General features: G+C 73.7%; 9 protein-coding genes. 4 read left to right on the forward strand and 5 right to left on the reverse strand.

Features of this window, described 5'->3' with window-relative positions; all coding sequences use genetic code 11:
- Positions 1-119 precede the first annotated feature (119 nt).
- The 4 genes from OG933_RS13840 to recG form a co-directional block, all read right to left on the reverse strand.
- Positions 120-1,181 carry an ATP synthase F0 subunit B gene (locus OG933_RS13840; protein ID WP_362531447.1) on the reverse strand — a complete coding sequence of 354 codons (1,062 nt, stop codon included), beginning with the start codon at positions 1,179-1,181 and terminating at the stop codon, positions 120-122.
- Positions 1,182-1,291: 110 nt separating this feature from the next.
- Positions 1,292-1,771, reverse strand: a complete 480-nt coding sequence (coaD, locus tag OG933_RS13845) for a pantetheine-phosphate adenylyltransferase (protein ID WP_314219165.1) — start codon at positions 1,769-1,771, stop codon at positions 1,292-1,294.
- 26 nt (positions 1,772-1,797) lie between these two features.
- On the reverse strand, positions 1,798-2,382 hold the full coding sequence (gene rsmD, locus OG933_RS13850; protein WP_054239751.1) for a 16S rRNA (guanine(966)-N(2))-methyltransferase RsmD: 585 nt from the start codon (positions 2,380-2,382) through the stop codon (positions 1,798-1,800).
- A gap of 153 nt (positions 2,383-2,535) precedes the next feature.
- Entirely contained in the window at positions 2,536-4,767 is a 2,232-nt protein-coding gene (recG, locus tag OG933_RS13855) for an ATP-dependent DNA helicase RecG (RefSeq protein ID WP_405627317.1), read from the reverse strand.
- A gap of 167 nt (positions 4,768-4,934) precedes the next feature.
- On the opposite strand from recG, the gene OG933_RS13860 reads away from it, so the two are divergent.
- A complete protein-coding gene (locus tag OG933_RS13860; protein WP_405627318.1) occupies positions 4,935-6,791 on the forward strand; it encodes an HSP90 family protein in 1,857 nt (618 codons plus the stop codon).
- Complete coding sequence (locus tag OG933_RS13865) at positions 6,791-9,781, forward strand: tetratricopeptide repeat protein (RefSeq protein ID WP_405627320.1); 2,991 nt, start codon at positions 6,791-6,793, stop codon at positions 9,779-9,781. The genes OG933_RS13860 and OG933_RS13865 overlap by 1 nt, the downstream gene beginning before the upstream one ends.
- A 120-nt stretch (positions 9,782-9,901) precedes the next feature.
- Here OG933_RS13865 and OG933_RS13870 read toward each other — a convergent pair whose 3' ends face one another.
- Complete coding sequence (locus tag OG933_RS13870) at positions 9,902-11,647, reverse strand: DAK2 domain-containing protein (protein ID WP_405627321.1); 1,746 nt, start codon at positions 11,645-11,647, stop codon at positions 9,902-9,904.
- Between the two features lie 279 nt (positions 11,648-11,926).
- On the opposite strand from OG933_RS13870, the gene rpmB reads away from it, so the two are divergent.
- The gene (gene rpmB, locus OG933_RS13875) at positions 11,927-12,112 is read left to right on the forward strand and encodes a 50S ribosomal protein L28 (RefSeq protein WP_013000438.1); all 186 of its coding nucleotides are present in this window, start codon (positions 11,927-11,929) and stop codon (positions 12,110-12,112) included.
- Between the two features lie 269 nt (positions 12,113-12,381).
- Positions 12,382-15,486, forward strand: coding sequence for an ATP-binding protein (locus OG933_RS13880; protein WP_405627322.1), 3,105 nt, complete (start codon positions 12,382-12,384; stop codon positions 15,484-15,486).
- Positions 15,487-15,523: the final 37 nt, after the last annotated feature.

Raw genomic sequence — 15,523 nt, forward strand, 5'->3', positions numbered from 1 at the left:
TGCCCTACTACGGTGCTGCGGGCAGCTGTGATCGCGGACGTACACGCGACCGAAGAGCCAGGATACTGGAGCATTCGCCCACAGCCCAATCCGGGGCCTTTCCCCGGGCTGCCCCGGTGCTACAGGCCGCGTTCCTGCTCGTAGGCGCGCAGCTGCTCGGCACTGATCATGCCGGTGTCGAAGAGGCTGGTCTCGTCGAGGGCGTATCCCTGCTGGACCTGCTGCTGGGGCTGCTGCACGGCCTGGTTCGGGTCGTAGGGGGCCTGCTGGGTGTCGTAGCCCTGGTACGCGTACGGGTCGGCCTGCTGCTGGTAGCCGTAGGCGTCCTGCTGGCCGTAGCCCTGCTGCTGTTGCTGCTGATAGCCGCCGTAGGGGTCCGTCTGCTGCTGGTAGCCGTAGGCCGGCTGCGGTTCCGGCTGCTCGTACGGCTGCTGGACGGGCTGCGCCGCCGCGGCGTCCTGCTCCGCGAGGGCGGTCAGGTCGGCGAGGTAGTCGGCGTCGGAGGAGTGCTGGAACATCGTGGCGTCGTCGGCGAGGGCGCCGAGGTCGTCCGTGGCGATACGGCCGTGCAGCTTCTGACGGCCGCGGCCGACGGCGTCCAGGGTCTTGGCGAGGACCGCCTCGAAGGCGCCGAGTTTGGTGTCGACGTAGGCGTCGGCGTCGCGGCGCAGGGTCTCGGGGTCGTGGCTGCGCTCGGGGGCGTCCTCGTCCTCGTAGCCGTGCTCGTCGGTGCCGGGTCCGGTGCCGAGGAGCTTCTCGCGGCCGCGGCCGACGGAGCCGAGCGTCTTGGTGAGGACGACCTCGAAGTTCGCGAGCTTGGAGTCGACGTAGTCGTCGGCCTCGGCGCGGACCTCCTCGGCCTCCTTGCGGGCCTCGGCGAGGATGCGGTCCGCCTCGGACTGGGAACGACGGGCGATCTCGGTGTCGGAGATCAGGGAGCCGCGTTCGGCGTGCGCGGTGGAGATGATCCGCTCGGCCTCCTGGCGGGCCTGCTCGACCATCTGCTCACGGCCGCCGATCAACTCCTCGGCCTGGGCGAGGGAGTCGGGAAGGGCCGCGCGCACCTCTTCCAGCAGGGCGAGCAGGTCCGCGCGGTTGACCACGCACGAGGCCGACATCGGCATCGACCGGGCACTGGAGACCGCCGTGACGATCTCGTCGAGCTTCTTCTGCACGTCCACCGGTTGCTCGCCACTCTCTGCGCTGTGTTGGAGACGGACGGGACGACTGTACGGCCATGAGGTGTCCGCCGGACACCGGGTGACGAGCCGTCAGCGAACCGGTCCCGGAGTCAGTCCTTCCTGAGCCGTTCGCCCAGTGCTTCGAGGACCAGCGGCGGCACCAGGTGGGAGACGTCGCCGCCCCAGGTGGCGACCTCCTTGACCAGGGAGGAGGAGAGGAAGCTGTACGTGGGGTTGGTCGGCACGAACAGCGTCTCGACGCCCGACAGGCCGTTGTTCATCTGGGCCATCTGCAGCTCGTAGTCGAAGTCGCTGACCGCCCGCAGGCCCTTGACGATGGCCGGAATCTCGCGCTGCTTGCAGAAGTCGACGAGGAGGCCGTGGAAGGCCTCGACCCGGACGTTGCCGTACTCGGCGGTGACCTGGCGGATCAGGTCGATCCGCTCGTCGATCTCGAACAGGCCCTTCTTGGCCTTGTTGATCATCACCGCGACATAGACCTCGTCGTACAGACGAGAGGCGCGGGAAATGATGTCGAGGTGTCCGTTGGTGATCGGGTCGAACGACCCGGGACAGACGGCACGGCGCACTTGTGGTCCCTCGCTCTCCAGTCCGGTCATCGTGCGTCTTCGCACGTAGAGGCGGCGCGACCGTACCAAAACGTTCCCTCGCCGTAGCGACGGGCCCGAAGTGCCTCGAAGCCGTCCGGCCAGGGGAACTCCCCGCCTCTGGTGCTGCGCTCCACGGTGACGAGGGCATCGGCCGCGAGCCAGCCCCCCGAGCGGAGTGTGAGCAGAATCTCCCGAAGATCGTCGTTCGAGACGGCGTACGGGGGATCGAGAAAGACGAGGTCGTACGGGTCCGTCGGCGGTGTCTGGATGATCTGCTGGGCCTTGCCGGCCCTGACCTCCGCGCCGGGCAGGCCGAGGGCCTTCACGTTCTCCCGGACCGTGCGCGCCGCCCGCGCGTCGGCCTCGACGAGGAGGGTGTGGCCCGCGCCCCGGGAGAGGGCCTCCAGGCCCACGGCGCCGGAGCCCGCGTACAGGTCGAGGACGCGTTCGCCGCCGAGGGGGCCGCCCAGCAGGGACTGCCAGGTGGAGAAGAGACCCTCGCGTGCGCGGTCGGAGGTGGGGCGGGTGCCGGTGCCCGGCGGAACCGCCAGGCGACGTCCACCGGCTGCGCCGGCGATCACGCGGGTCATCTCGGGGTCCTTGTTCGGGGGCGGGTACCCGTCCAGTCTGGCAGGCGCAGGTGTGCGGGTGCGCTCCGGCGGGAGCGGCCGCGGGCCGTGGACCGTCACGCACCGGCGGCGCAGCCGCGCACCGGGACCGCCCCGCGTCTTCGGCGGCCGGCCTCAGCCCTTGTCCAGGTACTGCTCCCGTTCTTCGTCCAGCAGGGCGTCCAGGGCCGTGCGCAGGCCGGGCAGGGTCTCCAGCTCCGGGTCCGCGGCGACCAGGCGGGCCGCCTCCTCGCGCGCCTCCGCGATCACCTCCTCGTCCTCGATGACCGCGAGGACGCGCAGGCTGGAGCGGGCGCCGGACTGGGCCTGGCCCAGGACGTCGCCCTCGCGCCGCTGTTCGAGGTCGATCCGGGAGAGCTCGAAGCCGTCGAGGGTGGCGGCGACGGCGTTGAGGCGCTGGCGGGCCGCGCTCGCCTCCGGCATCTCGGAGACCAGGAGGCACAGCCCGGGCGCCGCGCCCCGGCCGACGCGACCGCGCAGCTGGTGCAGCTGGGAGACGCCGAAGCGGTCGGCGTCCATGATCACCATCGCGGTGGCGTTCGGGACGTTGACGCCGACCTCGATGACGGTCGTGGCGACGAGGACGTCGGTGTCGCCCGCGGCGAAACGGCGCATGACGGCGTCCTTGTCGTCGGGGGGCATGCGGCCGTGCAGGACCTCGACCCCGAGGCCGTGCAGGGGCCCCTTGGCGAGCTGGTCGGCGATGTCCAGGACGGCGAGCGGCGGCCGCTTCTCGGCCTCGTCCTCGGGGGACTTCTTCCTGGCGCCGGCCTTCTTCGGGCTCCCCGGCTCGTCGACGTCGTCGCCGATGCGCGGGCAGACCACGTACGCCTGATGGCCGTTGCCGACCTCCTCGCGGACCCGCTCCCAGGCGCGGGCCAGGAAGTGCGGCTTGTCGGCGGCCGGGACGACATGGCTGGCGATGGGCGAGCGGCCGGCCGGGAGCTGGTCGAGGACGGACGTCTCCAGGTCGCCGAAGACGGTCATGGCGACGGTGCGCGGGATGGGCGTGGCCGTCATGACGAGCAGGTGCGGGGGCTGCTTGCCCTTGCCGCGCAGCGCGTCGCGTTGCTCGACGCCGAAGCGGTGCTGTTCGTCGACGACGACCAGTCCGAGGTCGTGGAAGCGGACCTTGTCCTCGATCAGCGCGTGCGTGCCGATCACGATGCCGGCCTCTCCGGTGACGAGGTCGAGCAGCGCCTGCCTGCGGGCGGCCGTGCCCATGGACCCGGTCAGTACCACGACCTTGGTGGCCCGCTCGGACCCGCCCAGCATGCCGCCCTCGGCCAGCTCGCCCATCATCTCGACGACGGAGCGGTGGTGCTGCTGGGCGAGGACCTCGGTGGGGGCGAGCATGGCGGCCTGCCCGCCGGCGTCGACCACGGCGAGCATGGCGCGCAGGGCGACCAGGGTCTTGCCCGAACCGACCTCGCCCTGCAGCAGCCGGTGCATCGGATGGTCCGTCGCCAGGTCGTCGAAGATCTCCTTCGAGACCTTCTGCTGGCCTTCGGTGAGGGTGAAGGGGAGACGAACGTCGAAGGAGGTCAGCAGGCCGTCGGCGGCGGGCACGCGGGGGACGGCCGGGAGTTGGGCGTCGGCGTGGCGGCGGCGGGCGAGCGCGACCTGGAGGACGAACGCCTCGTCCCACTTCAGCCGGGCGCGGGCGTCGGCGATGTCCGCCTTGGTGTGGGGGCGGTGGATCTTCAGCAGGGCCTCGGGGAGGGAGACCAGGCCGCGGCCGTCGCGCAGCGAGTCCGGCAGGGGGTCGAGCACCACCTGCGCGCTGGGCAGGACGGTCTGGATCGCCTTGCCGATCTTCCAGGACTCCAGTTTCGCGGTGGCGGGGTAGAGCGGGATGAGGGCGCCCGCCCAGGTCTCCACCGATTCGTCGGTGTCGGCCCGCAGCAGTTCGTAGGCCGGATGGGCCAGCTGGAGGCGGCGGTTGAAGACCGAGACCTTGCCCGAGAACATCGCGCGCGTGCCCGGCAGGAGATCCTTGTGGGGTTTGTGGACGCCGCTGCCGAAGAAGACCAGCTGGAGCCGGCCGCTGCCGTCGGTGATGGTCACCTCCAGGCGCTGGCCCTTGCCCCGGGGGGCCTTCGCCGAGGCGAAGCTGTGCAGCCGGGCGTCGGCGACCTGGGCGACCACGGTGACGTGCTCGTCCATGGGGAGGTCGGCGAGGTGGGTGAGCTGGCCGCGCTCCTCGTATCTGCGGGGGTAGTGGTGCAGGAGGTCGCCGACGGTATGCAGGCCGAGGTGCTCGGCCATCACCTTCGCGGTGGCGGGGCCGAGCACTGACTTCAGTGGTTGTTGCAGTGGTTCTTTCAGCGCGGGCACGAGATCCATTGCACACCACGCCACTGACATTGCCGTATACGTATCCCGAAACCCCTGGTCAGACGGCTCGTTCGGGCTCTAGGATGGCGCGCTCCGGCCATCATCCGCGGTCACCGCCCCACCGGGACCGCCCGACCCCGCGCCGTGCTCCTCCCCCAGCCCGCGGCGCTGCAGCGATGGACTCCCAGACCTCACAGTCATCCCAGGCATCCCAGCCGCCTCACACGTTCCAGGTCGACCTGCGTGGTCTGGTGGACCTGCTGTCCCATCACCTCTACTCCAGCCCCAAGGTCTACCTGCGGGAACTGCTCCAGAACGCCGTGGACGCGATCACCGCGCGGCGGGCCGAGGAGCCCGACGCCCCGGCGCGGGTGCGGCTGTTCGCGGCCGAGGGCCGGCTGCGGGTGGAGGACTCCGGCGTCGGACTCACCGAGGCCGACGTGCACAGCCTGCTGGCGACGATCGGGCGCAGCTCCAAGCGCGCCGAGGGGCTCCAGGACGTCCGTTCGGACTTCCTCGGGCAGTTCGGCATCGGGCTGCTGGCCTGTTTCGTGGTGGCCGAACGGATCCGCGTGGTCAGCCGCAGCGCCCGCACGCCGGACGCGCCGCCGGTGGAGTGGACGGCGCGCGACGACGGCTCCTACACCGTGCGGACGCTGCCCCACGAGGAGCGCCCCGAGCCGGGCACCACCGTGCATCTGGTGGCGCGGGCCGGTGCCGGCGAGTGGCTCACGGAGCCGCGGGTGCTGGCGCTGGCCCGGGACTTCGGATCGCTGCTGCCCTACGACGTCCGGGTCGGCGACGAGGCGGTCACCGATCTGCCGGCGCCCTGGAACCGGTCCTACCCCTCCCCCGCCAACCGGCGGGTGGCCCTGGCCCGGCACTGTCACGAGCTGTTCGGGTTCACGCCGTTGGACTCGGTGGAGCTCGACCTGCCGGTGGCGGGGGTCCGGGGGGTGGCTTACGTGCTGCCGTCGGCGGTCAGCCCTGCGCAGCGTGCGGGTCACCGGGTGCACCTCAAGGGGATGCTGCTGACCGAGCGGGGCGAACAGCTGCTGCCCGACTGGGCGTTCTTCGTGCGCTGTGTCCTGGACACCGACAGTCTGCGGCCGACGGCCTCGCGCGAGTCGCTGTACGAGGACGAGACGCTGGCGGCGGTCCGGGAGGCGCTGGGGGAAAGGATCCGGTCGTGGCTGACGGGTCTGGCCGCCGGTGATCCGCAACGACTGGCGGCCTTCCTGGAGGTGCACCACCTGGGCGTGAAGTCCCTGGCGCGGCACGACCAGGACATGCTGCGCACGATGCTGCCGTGGCTCCCCTTCGAGACGACCGACGGGCGGCTGTCGCTGGAGGAGTTCGCGCAGCGGCATCCGGTGGTGCACTTCACGCGGACCGTGGAGGAGTACCGGCAGGTCGCGCCGATCGCGTCCGCGCAGGGCGTCGGGGTGGTCAACGGCGGTTACACGTACGACAGCGAGCTGGTCGAGGCGCTGCCGTCGGTGCGGCCGGGGACGGTGGTCGCCGAGCTGGACGCGGACACCGTGACCGCCCACCTGGACACCGTCGCCGCGGCCGACGAGCTGGCGCTGGCGGGCTTCCTGGCGGCCGCGCGGGCGAAGCTCGACCCGCTGGGCTGCGATGTCGTCCTGCGGGCCTTCCTCCCGTTGTCGGTGCCCGCGCTGCATCTCGACGACCGGGGGGCCCGGCACGAGCAGGCACGCGCGCAGGCCGAGGCGCAGGCCGACGACCTGTGGGCGGGCATTCTGGGCTCGCTGCGCGGGAGCGCGCCGCGCGCGCGTCTGGTGCTCAACCATCTCAACCCGCTGATACGGCGGATCAGTTCGTTGAACGATCCCGAGCTGGTCGGCACCGCCACGGAGTCGCTGTACGGGCAGGCGCTGCTGATGGCGCAGCGCCCCCTGCGGCCCGCGGACTCGGCGCTGCTGAACCGGGCGTTCATAGGCCTCCTGGAATGGGCCACGCACGGGGAGTCGGCACCCGGGGAGCCGACAGAGGAACAGGGCGGTCACTGATGAGCGAGATCACGGACTTCGACTCCCTCCGCCGGGCGATGGCGGAGAACGGCGAGCAGCCGGAGGGCCCGGCCCGCAACGCGCGCGCGGAGCAGCTGCTGGTGGAGGCCGAGAGGCTCGACATCCCGCTCGCCGTGATCGAGGCGCTCGGGCACCAGCTGAAGGTCTACAACTACAGCTCCGAGAAGGCGAAGATGTTCGTCCCGTTCGCGCGGCTGCTGCGCATGTGGGACGAGCGGCCCGAGGACTTCGACGAGTACGAGACGCACTCGCTGCACTGGGTCTTCAAGTGGATGTCGGCCGGCATGCTCGACCAGCCGCACGTGCCGCTGGCGTCGGTCGAGAAGTGGCTCGGCGAGATGGAGCACCGCTACCGGCTCGCCGGGCACTCCACGCGGGCGGTGCGCAGCGCCGAGTTCAGCGTGGCCGCGCACGTGGGCGACGTGGAGCGGGCGGAGCGGGCGTTCTCCGCGTGGCTGGCCGCGGACCGGGACACCATGGCCGACTGTCACGCGTGCGAGCTGCACGGACAGGGCTGGTGGCAGGCCGAGCGGGGTCGCGACGCGGAGGCCCTCGCGCTGTGGGCGCCGGTCCTGGAGGGCGAGTACACCTGCGCGCACGAGCCGCACACGGTGCTCGCCTCGTCCCTGGTGCCGCTGCTGCGCCTCGGTCGCCCGGAGGAGGCCCGCGCGCACCATCTGCGGGGCTTCCGGCTGGTGCGGTCCATGGAGAGCATGCGGGGCGCCTACGCCGACCACGTCGAGTTCTGCGCGCTGACCGGCAACGAGGCGCGGGGCCTGGAGCTGCTCGCGGAGCGGCCGGCGTACTTCACGGACGAGGGACATCCGCACAGCAAGCTGGAGTTCCTGAGCGTGGTGGTGCTGCTCATGGAGCGTCTGTCCGAGCTGGGTCTCGCCGGTCAGCGGGTGCCCGGGCCGGCCGGGCGGGAGTGGACGGCGCTGGAACTCGCGGAGCACGCGCGCGTGGAGGCCCTGGCGCTGGCCGCGCGCTTCGACGAGCGCAACGGCACGTCGTACGTCAGCGAACGGGCACGCGCGCGTATGGCCCAGCAGCCGCTGGTGGAGCGACTGCCGCTGGGTGTACGGGCGGCTCGTCCCGCCTCCGCCGTGGCCGCGGCGGCGACCGGGGCGGCCGCTCCGGCTCCGGTTCAGGAGGCCGTCGAACCGGACCTGGCGGTCCTGCTCGCCGAGGCCCAGCGGCTGTCCGACACGCTCCAGCCGCATGCCGTCGAGGCGTGGGCGCGGGTGGCCCGGCTGGCCGAGGAGGTGGACGGCGTCGAGTTGGAGGCGCGTGACCGCGCGGAGATCGCCGACCACGAGGCGATAGGTCTCGGTCCGGACGGCGCCGAGGCGTTCGAGCACGCCGCCGAGCTGTACGCGCGGGCGGGCGACCCCGGCGAGGCCCTGGCGGCACGCTCGCGTGCGGCGTACGTCCGTGCGCTGACCGGCGAGATCGACGAGGCGCTGGCGGCGGTCGCCGAGCCGTACGACCGGGTGCTCGCGCTGTACGCCGAGGGTGACACGGAGGTGCCGCAGGCGGCGGGTGTGCTGATGGGCCGGGCGCGGATCCTGATGCGGCGCGTCCACGAGGCCGAGGGGGAAGTCGTCGACGAGGCGGTTCTCGCGGAGGCGGAGGCGGCGGTGCGCGAGCTTCTGGCGCTCGTCGAGGGGCGCGCGGGGACCGACGTACGGCTCGCCGCGCGGGTCGCCGAGGGGCACGCGATGCTGGCGGAGCTGGCGACGCACTCCGGGAACCCGCAGGCGGGCGCGGAGCTGTTCGCGCGGGCCGCGGCGGAGTTCATCGCGACGGGTCTGCCGTGGTTCGCCGTGGAGTACGAGGCCCGACTGGCCGGTCTCGCCCATCAGCTGGGTGACATGAGGGAAGCGGAGCGGGCCCTGCGGGCGGCCCTGGAGCACGGCGGACCGTACCTGGAGGCGGTCGGGCGGGCCCAGCTGCACCTCCAGCTCGCCGAGGTCGTCGGGGGCCGGGGGGAGGCCGAAGAGGCCGCGGAAAACGCCCTGGAGGCGGCGCACTGGGCGGACGAGGCGGGCGCGGGCCCCACGCTCGGCGCGTGGGCGCGGCACCAGCTCGGCGGGTTCCTGGTGCGGCAGGGCCGCTGGGCCGAGGCCGCGGAGGTGCTGGAGTCCGCGCTGGCTGAGCTGACCGCCGAGACGCACGGCGACGGCGCGGTCGTCCAGACGCAGTGGTGGCTGGGTGACTGTCTGAGCGAGCTGGGGGAACACCGGGACGCCGCCGAACGCCGGCTCCAGGCCGCCGAGATCGCCCGGCACTGGCCCGAGCAGCACGACCACGCGACCCTCGCCCACCTGGCCGCCGAGTCGCTCGGCCAGGCCGGTCTGCCCACCGAGGCGGACCAGGCCTACGCCCGCGCGGGCGAGCTGTGGCGCGGACTCGGCAACGTCCACGGGCTCGTCCGTTCGCTGCGCGCCCGCGCGTGGCTGGCCCTGCGCACCGAGGACGGGACGGACGCGGCGCGCGACCTGATGACGAGTGCCGTGGAGGAGTGCGCGGACGCGTTCGACGCGGCGGACGACGACGAGGCGCGGCTGCGGCTCGTCTCCGAACTCGGCCACACCCACCGCCAGTTCGGCGACCTGCTCGCCCGTTCCGCCGCCGAGGACGCCGACGACGACTCGATCCGGGCGACCCTGGAGGAGGCGCTCTCCCAGATGGCCGAGGCCGTCGCGGTGTTCGTCGCCCTGGGCGAGGGCACTGTGCACGCCCGGACCGGCGCGGAGCTGGCCGCGGGCTGGCTGGAGACCGACCTGGGACGCCCCGCGGCGGCGGCGGTACGCGCGCGTGCGGTGCTGCGGGCTTACGCCGAGGCCGATGCCGACCCGGACGCCTACGGCGGCAGCGACGAGGACGGGGAGCACGGGACGGTGCGGGCGCGGCGGGCCGAGGCGGAGCAGTTGTTGCAGGCGGCGGAGGAACAGAAGGATCGTTGAACGATCCGGGCGCGACGGTCGTCGGGACCGCTCGTGACGCGGCCGTCCGCCCGCCTCACCCCCTGCTGCACCCCTGCCTCACGCCCGTACGGCGCCCCTGCTGCACCCCCTGCGTCGCCTCTACTCCACCCCGATCAACACCAACGCACCCTGCCGTCCTCCCCGGTACACCACCGTGTCCACGGCGAGGTAGGCCTCCCGCACCCGTGCCTCCAGGCGCTCGGCGACACCTTCGGGCGCCTCGTCGCCGAGCACGAGGGTGACGAGTTCGCCGCCCGCCGCCAGCATGCGGTTCAGGACGGTCTCGGCGGCGGCGGTGACATCGGAGCCGATGACGGCCACGTCGCCGTCGATCAGCCCGAGGACGTCACCGGCCTGGCAGATGCCGGCCATGGTCCACGACTGGCGCTCGGCGACGGTGACCTCGGCGTAGCGGGTGGCGCCCGCCGCCGAGGTCATGGAGACCACGTCCTCGTCGAAGCGGCGGTCCGGCTCGTGCACGGCCAGCGCGGCGATCCCCTGGACCGCGGACCGGGTGGGGATCAGCGCCACCCGGATGCCCTCCGTGCGGGCCTGTTCGGCGGCCGCGGCGGCGGTGTGCCGCAGATCGGCGTCGTTGGGCAGCAGCACGACCTCACGCGCGTGTGCCCGTCGTACGGCCTCGACGAGCTCTCCGCTGGCGGGCGGCTCCCCGGGGCGCGCGAGCACGGTGGTCGCGCCCGCCTCGGTGTACAGCCCGGCCAGGCCCTCGCCCGGCACCACGGCGACGACCGCCCGCTGGACGCGCTCGCGCGGCGGACGCTCACCCCCGCGCGTGTGCGCGTCGTCGGCGCCGAAGTGGGTGATGCGGATCCGGTACGGCCGGCCCGCCTCGACGCCCGCCTCCACGGCGGCGCCCGCGTCGTCCACGTGCACGTGCACGTTCCACAGGCCGTCGCCGCCGACCACGACCAGCGAGTCGCCCAGGGCGTCCAGCCGCTGCCGCAGCCGCGCCACGGCCCTGTCCTCGGCCTCCAGCAGATAGATCACCTCGAAGGCGGGACCGCCTTCACCGTCCCCGCGGCCTTCACCGTCCTGGCGGCCTTCACCGTCCGGCCCGTCGTCGGCGCGGTCCGCCGCCCGTGCGGCTTCCACGCGCCCGTGGGCCGCGGCCGCGGCGGCGGCTGCCGACACGGCGGCCGAGAGCTCCGGCACCTCCCCGGTGAACGTCTCCACCAACGCCGCGAGGACCGCGACCAGCCCCCGGCCGCCCGCGTCCACCACTCCGGCGCGCTCCAGGACGGCCAGCTGGCCCGGGGTGGCGGCGAGCGCCACGCACGCCCCCCGGTAGGCCGCCCTGGCGACCGTCCCGCAGTCCCCCTCGGCTCCCTCCGCCGCGTCGGCGGCGGCCGAGGCGACCGACAGCACGGTGCCCTCGACGGGGTGGGCGACGGCCTGGCGGGCGGAGTCGGCCGCGTGCCGAAGAGCCAGGCCCAGCCCGTTCCCGTCGGTGTGCGGGGTCTCACCCTCGGCGGTGAGCACCTGGGCCATACCGCGCAGCAGCTGCGCGAGGATCGTCCCCGAGTTCCCGCGCGCCCCGATGAGCGCGCCGTGCGCCATCGCGCGCGCTGCGTCGGCGAGAGAGGGCTTCCCGGCAGGCACGGAGCCGGCGCCGGAACCGGCCTCGTAGCCGGCGAACACCGCCTCGACGGCCGTCGCCGCGGACTCGACGGTCAGGTACAGGTTGGTGCCGGTGTCCCCGTCCGCGACCGGATAGACGTTGATCGCGTCGATCTCCTCGCGCGCCCGGCCCAGCGCCGTGAGCGCCAGGCCGCACCAGGTGCGCACCGCGAGAGCATCGAAGAATGTCTGCGGCACCTGCGCCACCTGCGCCTCCTCGGGCTGCTGGACTGGACGCAGCGTAGACCCCGGGCCGGTGTCCGCCGGAAAGCGGGCCGGGCAGGAGCGGGCGGGGGCCGACCGGGGCGGGGGGCAGGGCCCTGAGCAGCCATGGTAGTTTCGTTGCACTGGCGCAGTCGTTGTATGCTGCTCCGGTTGCCCGATCCGCATCGGGCCATCCCCCTGGCAGCGCCACTCAGATCCTAGATCCTGATCCCGGCATGCCGGGATCATCCGTAAGTGCATCTGAAGTCTTTGGAGTGACCCGTGGCTGCCAACTGCGACGTCTGTGGCAAGGGGCCGAGCTTCGGCAACAACATCTCGCACTCGCACCGCCGTACGTCCCGTCGCTGGAACCCCAACATCCAGCGCGTCCGTACCGTGGTGGGCGGGACGCCGAAGCGCGTGAACGCTTGCACCTCGTGCATCAAGGCCGGCAAGGTCTCGCGCTGACGCATATCCCCCCACTCTCGACTCCGCTCGAGCCGGGGGGAACCCCAACGCGCGCGGCCACTGCTGGTTCGCTGCATAGAGCCGGTCCACCCAGGTGGGCCGGCTTTCTGCTGCGCCCAGGATCCCGGTGCCCCGGATCCCGGTGCCCCGGATCGCACCGCCTCTGATCGCGACGGCTCTGATCGCACCGCCTCTGATCGCGGTGCCCGTGATCCCGGTGCCCCCAGATCGCGATGTCCCGGCGCCCGCCGCCTGCCAGACTCCGGGGAATGCGCTTCGGCATCCTGGGCACCCTCGACCTCCGCACCGGCGACGGCACACCCGTCGACCCCGGCGGTCCCCGTCCCCGCGCCCTGCTCAGCCTCCTGCTGCTCGAGGCCGGCCGCGGCGTCTCCGTGGAGCGCCTGACCGACGGTCTGTACGGCGCCGAGCCGCCCTCGGGAGCCGGCAACGCGCTCCAGTCCCAGATCTCCCGGCTGCGCCGCCGCCTGGCCCCGCACGCGGAGATCGAGGCCACACCCGCCGGCTACCGGATGGCGGTCCCGCCCGACGCCGTCGACCTCCACCGCTTCGAGCGGCTGACCGGCCGGGGGCGGGCCGCTCTCGCCGCCGGGGACCCTGCCGGGGCGGCCACCCTGCTGCGCGAGGCCCTCGCCCTCTGGCGCGGACCGGCCCTGCCCGACCTCCCCGACGCGCACGCCGAGCGGCTCCGGCTCGACGAACTGCGGCTGAGCGCCGTACAGGACCGGGTCGAGGCGGATCTCCTGCTCGGCACCGGGCCCGACCCGGTGCCCGAGCTGCGGGGCCTGCTGACCGCGCACCCGCTGAGCGAGCGGCTGTACGGACTGCTGATGAGGGCCCTGCACGCGGGCGGGCGGCCCGCCGAGGCGCTCACGGTGTTCGAGGAGGCCCGCAGGGTCCTCGCCGAGGAGTTGGGCGCCGACCCGTCGCCCGAGCTGGCCGCGCTCCACCTGGAGCTCCTCCGGGGCGGCGGATCCGGGCGGCCCTCCCTGCCCGTGCAGCTCACCCGCTTCGTCGGCCGCGAGAGCGAACTGGCCCGGATCGCCGAGGCGCTGTCCGGGGCGCGGCTCGTCACCCTCACCGGACCGGGCGGCGCCGGAAAGACGCGGCTGGCGATCGAGGCGGCACGCGCGCGTGGCGAGGCGCCGCTCCTCCCCTCCCCCTCGGCGACTCGCGAGGACGTGTGTTTCGTCGAGTTGGCGCCGCTCTCCGACGGAGCGCGGATCCCGTACGCCGTGCTCGCGGCGCTCGGGGTGCGTGAGGGGTTCCGTACACCCGCCGGGGACGGCGCGGGCCGGCTGTCGGCGGTGCTGGAGGACCGCGAGCTGCTGCTGGTGCTCGACAACTGCGAGCACCTGGTCGAGGACGCGGCCCGGCTGACGGCCCTGCTGCTCGCGTCCTGCCCCGGGGTGCGGGTGCTGGCGACGAGCCGGGAGTCGCTCGGGATCACCGGCGAGGTGCTCGTCCCGGTGCCGCCGCTGCCGCCGGACCCCGCGGTGCGGCTGTTCCTGGACCGCGCGCGTGCCGTGCGGCCCGGTTTCGACGGCCACGCGCGCGTGGCCGGCATCTGCGCGGCCCTCGACGGGCTGCCGCTGGCGATCGAGCTGGCGGCGGCCCGGCTGCGCACCCTGACCCCGGACGAGCTGGCCGACCGGCTCGACGACCGGTTCCGGCTGCTGTCCCGCGGCGACCGTTCCAAGGCGCCCCGGCACCGCACGCTGCGCGCCGTCGTGGAGTGGAGCTGGGACCTGCTGGACGAGGAGGAGCGGGAGCTGGCCCGCCGGTTCACGGTGTTCTCCGGGGGTGCCACGCTGGACGCGGTGGAGACGGTGTGCGGGCTGCCGTACCCGGAGGACCTGCTGGCCTCGCTGGTGGAGAAGTCCTTCCTGGAGGTGACCGAGAGCCCGGCGGCGGCCGAGGGCCGGTACCGCATGCTGGAGACGATCCGGGTGTTCGCCGCGGAGAAATGCGCCGGTGAACCGGCCCTGCGGGACGCGCACGCCCGGTACTTCCTGCGGCTGGCCGAGCGGGCGGAACCGTATCTGCGCGGCCGGGACCAGCTCCCCTGGCTGGCCCGGCTGGACGCCGAGCACGACAACCTGGACGCGGCCATGGGCCTGCTGACCGCCACCGATCCCGCCGCCGCCCTGCGGCTCATGGCGACGCTCACCTGGTTCCGGCGGCTGCGCGGGCTGCACGGCGAGCAGCTGCCGCAGGCCCGCGCGCTGCTGGCGGCCGTGGGGGACGAGCCGCCCGGCGAGCCGACCGAGGAGTACGCGCTCTGTCTGATGAACACCGTCGCCGGGCGGGGCGACGACCCCGGCGAGGCGGCGCGTGTCGCGCGCGCGGTGGCCGTGATGCGGTCCCTGAACCGGCCGCTGCGGCTGCCGTTCACCGTGATCGTGTGGTCGCTCACCGGCGGCCCCCTGCTCGCCGCGGACGAGCAGGTCCGCGTCCAGGTCGGTGACGAGCCGTGGGGTCACGCACTGCTCGACCTCGGCCTGGCCTACCAGGAGGTCTACGCCGGCCGCGCGCCCGTCGCGGAGGCCTCCTTCGCCCGTTCCCTGGAGGGCTTCCGGGCCACCGGCGACCGCTGGGGCATGGCGAACTGCCTCGATCCGCTGGCCCTGTTCGCCGACGGCCGCGGCGACCACGCGCGCGCACTGGAGCTGCTCGACGAGGGGCTGGCGTACGTGCGGGAACTGGAGGCCCCGGAGGAGATCGCGGACCTGCTGCGCTCGCGCGCGACCGTGCTGCTGCACCGGGGCGACACCGAGGAGGCGGCCGCGCACTTCACCCGCTCCGCGGCCCTGGCCCGCACGGCGGGTGTGCCCGACAAGGTGGCCGGCGCCCGGCGGGGCCTCGGTGACGTGGCCCGGCTGTCCGGCAACACCGCCCACGCGCGCGTGCACTACGAGAGCGGTCTGGAGCTGTGCACCGCCACCTGGTTCAGCACGAGCGAGACGGTACGGCTCCTCGTCGGGCTGGGGCGCACTGCCGCCGCGGAGGGACAGGACGAAACGGCCCGCGAGTGGTTCGAGCAGGCCCGTGCGCCGGCCCTGGAGTCGTTCGACGTCCTGGCGCTGGCCGATCTGGCCGACGCCCTGGCCTCCATCGCCCCGCGGCCCGAGCGCGCGGCCGAGCTCCTGGGCGCCGCCGCGGGCCTGCGGGGCACGGTCCTCCTGGGCGACCCCGATGTCGTCCGCACGGTGGACGACGTCCGCGCAAGGCTGTCCCCGCAGGCGTACGACACGGCCTTCGTGCTGGGCCGCAGCCGACGGTCGGCGGCTGTCGGCGGTCGGCAGGGTCGGCAGGGGGCGGCGGACCGCAGAGGGACGCCAAGAGGACGGTAGCCGGGCGGTAGGCGGGCGGTAAGGGGACGGTCAGCGG

Origin of the sequence: Streptomyces sp. NBC_00016, from assembly GCF_045040885.1 — a bacterium.
Taxonomy (GTDB): domain Bacteria; phylum Actinomycetota; class Actinomycetes; order Streptomycetales; family Streptomycetaceae; genus Streptomyces; species Streptomyces coriariae.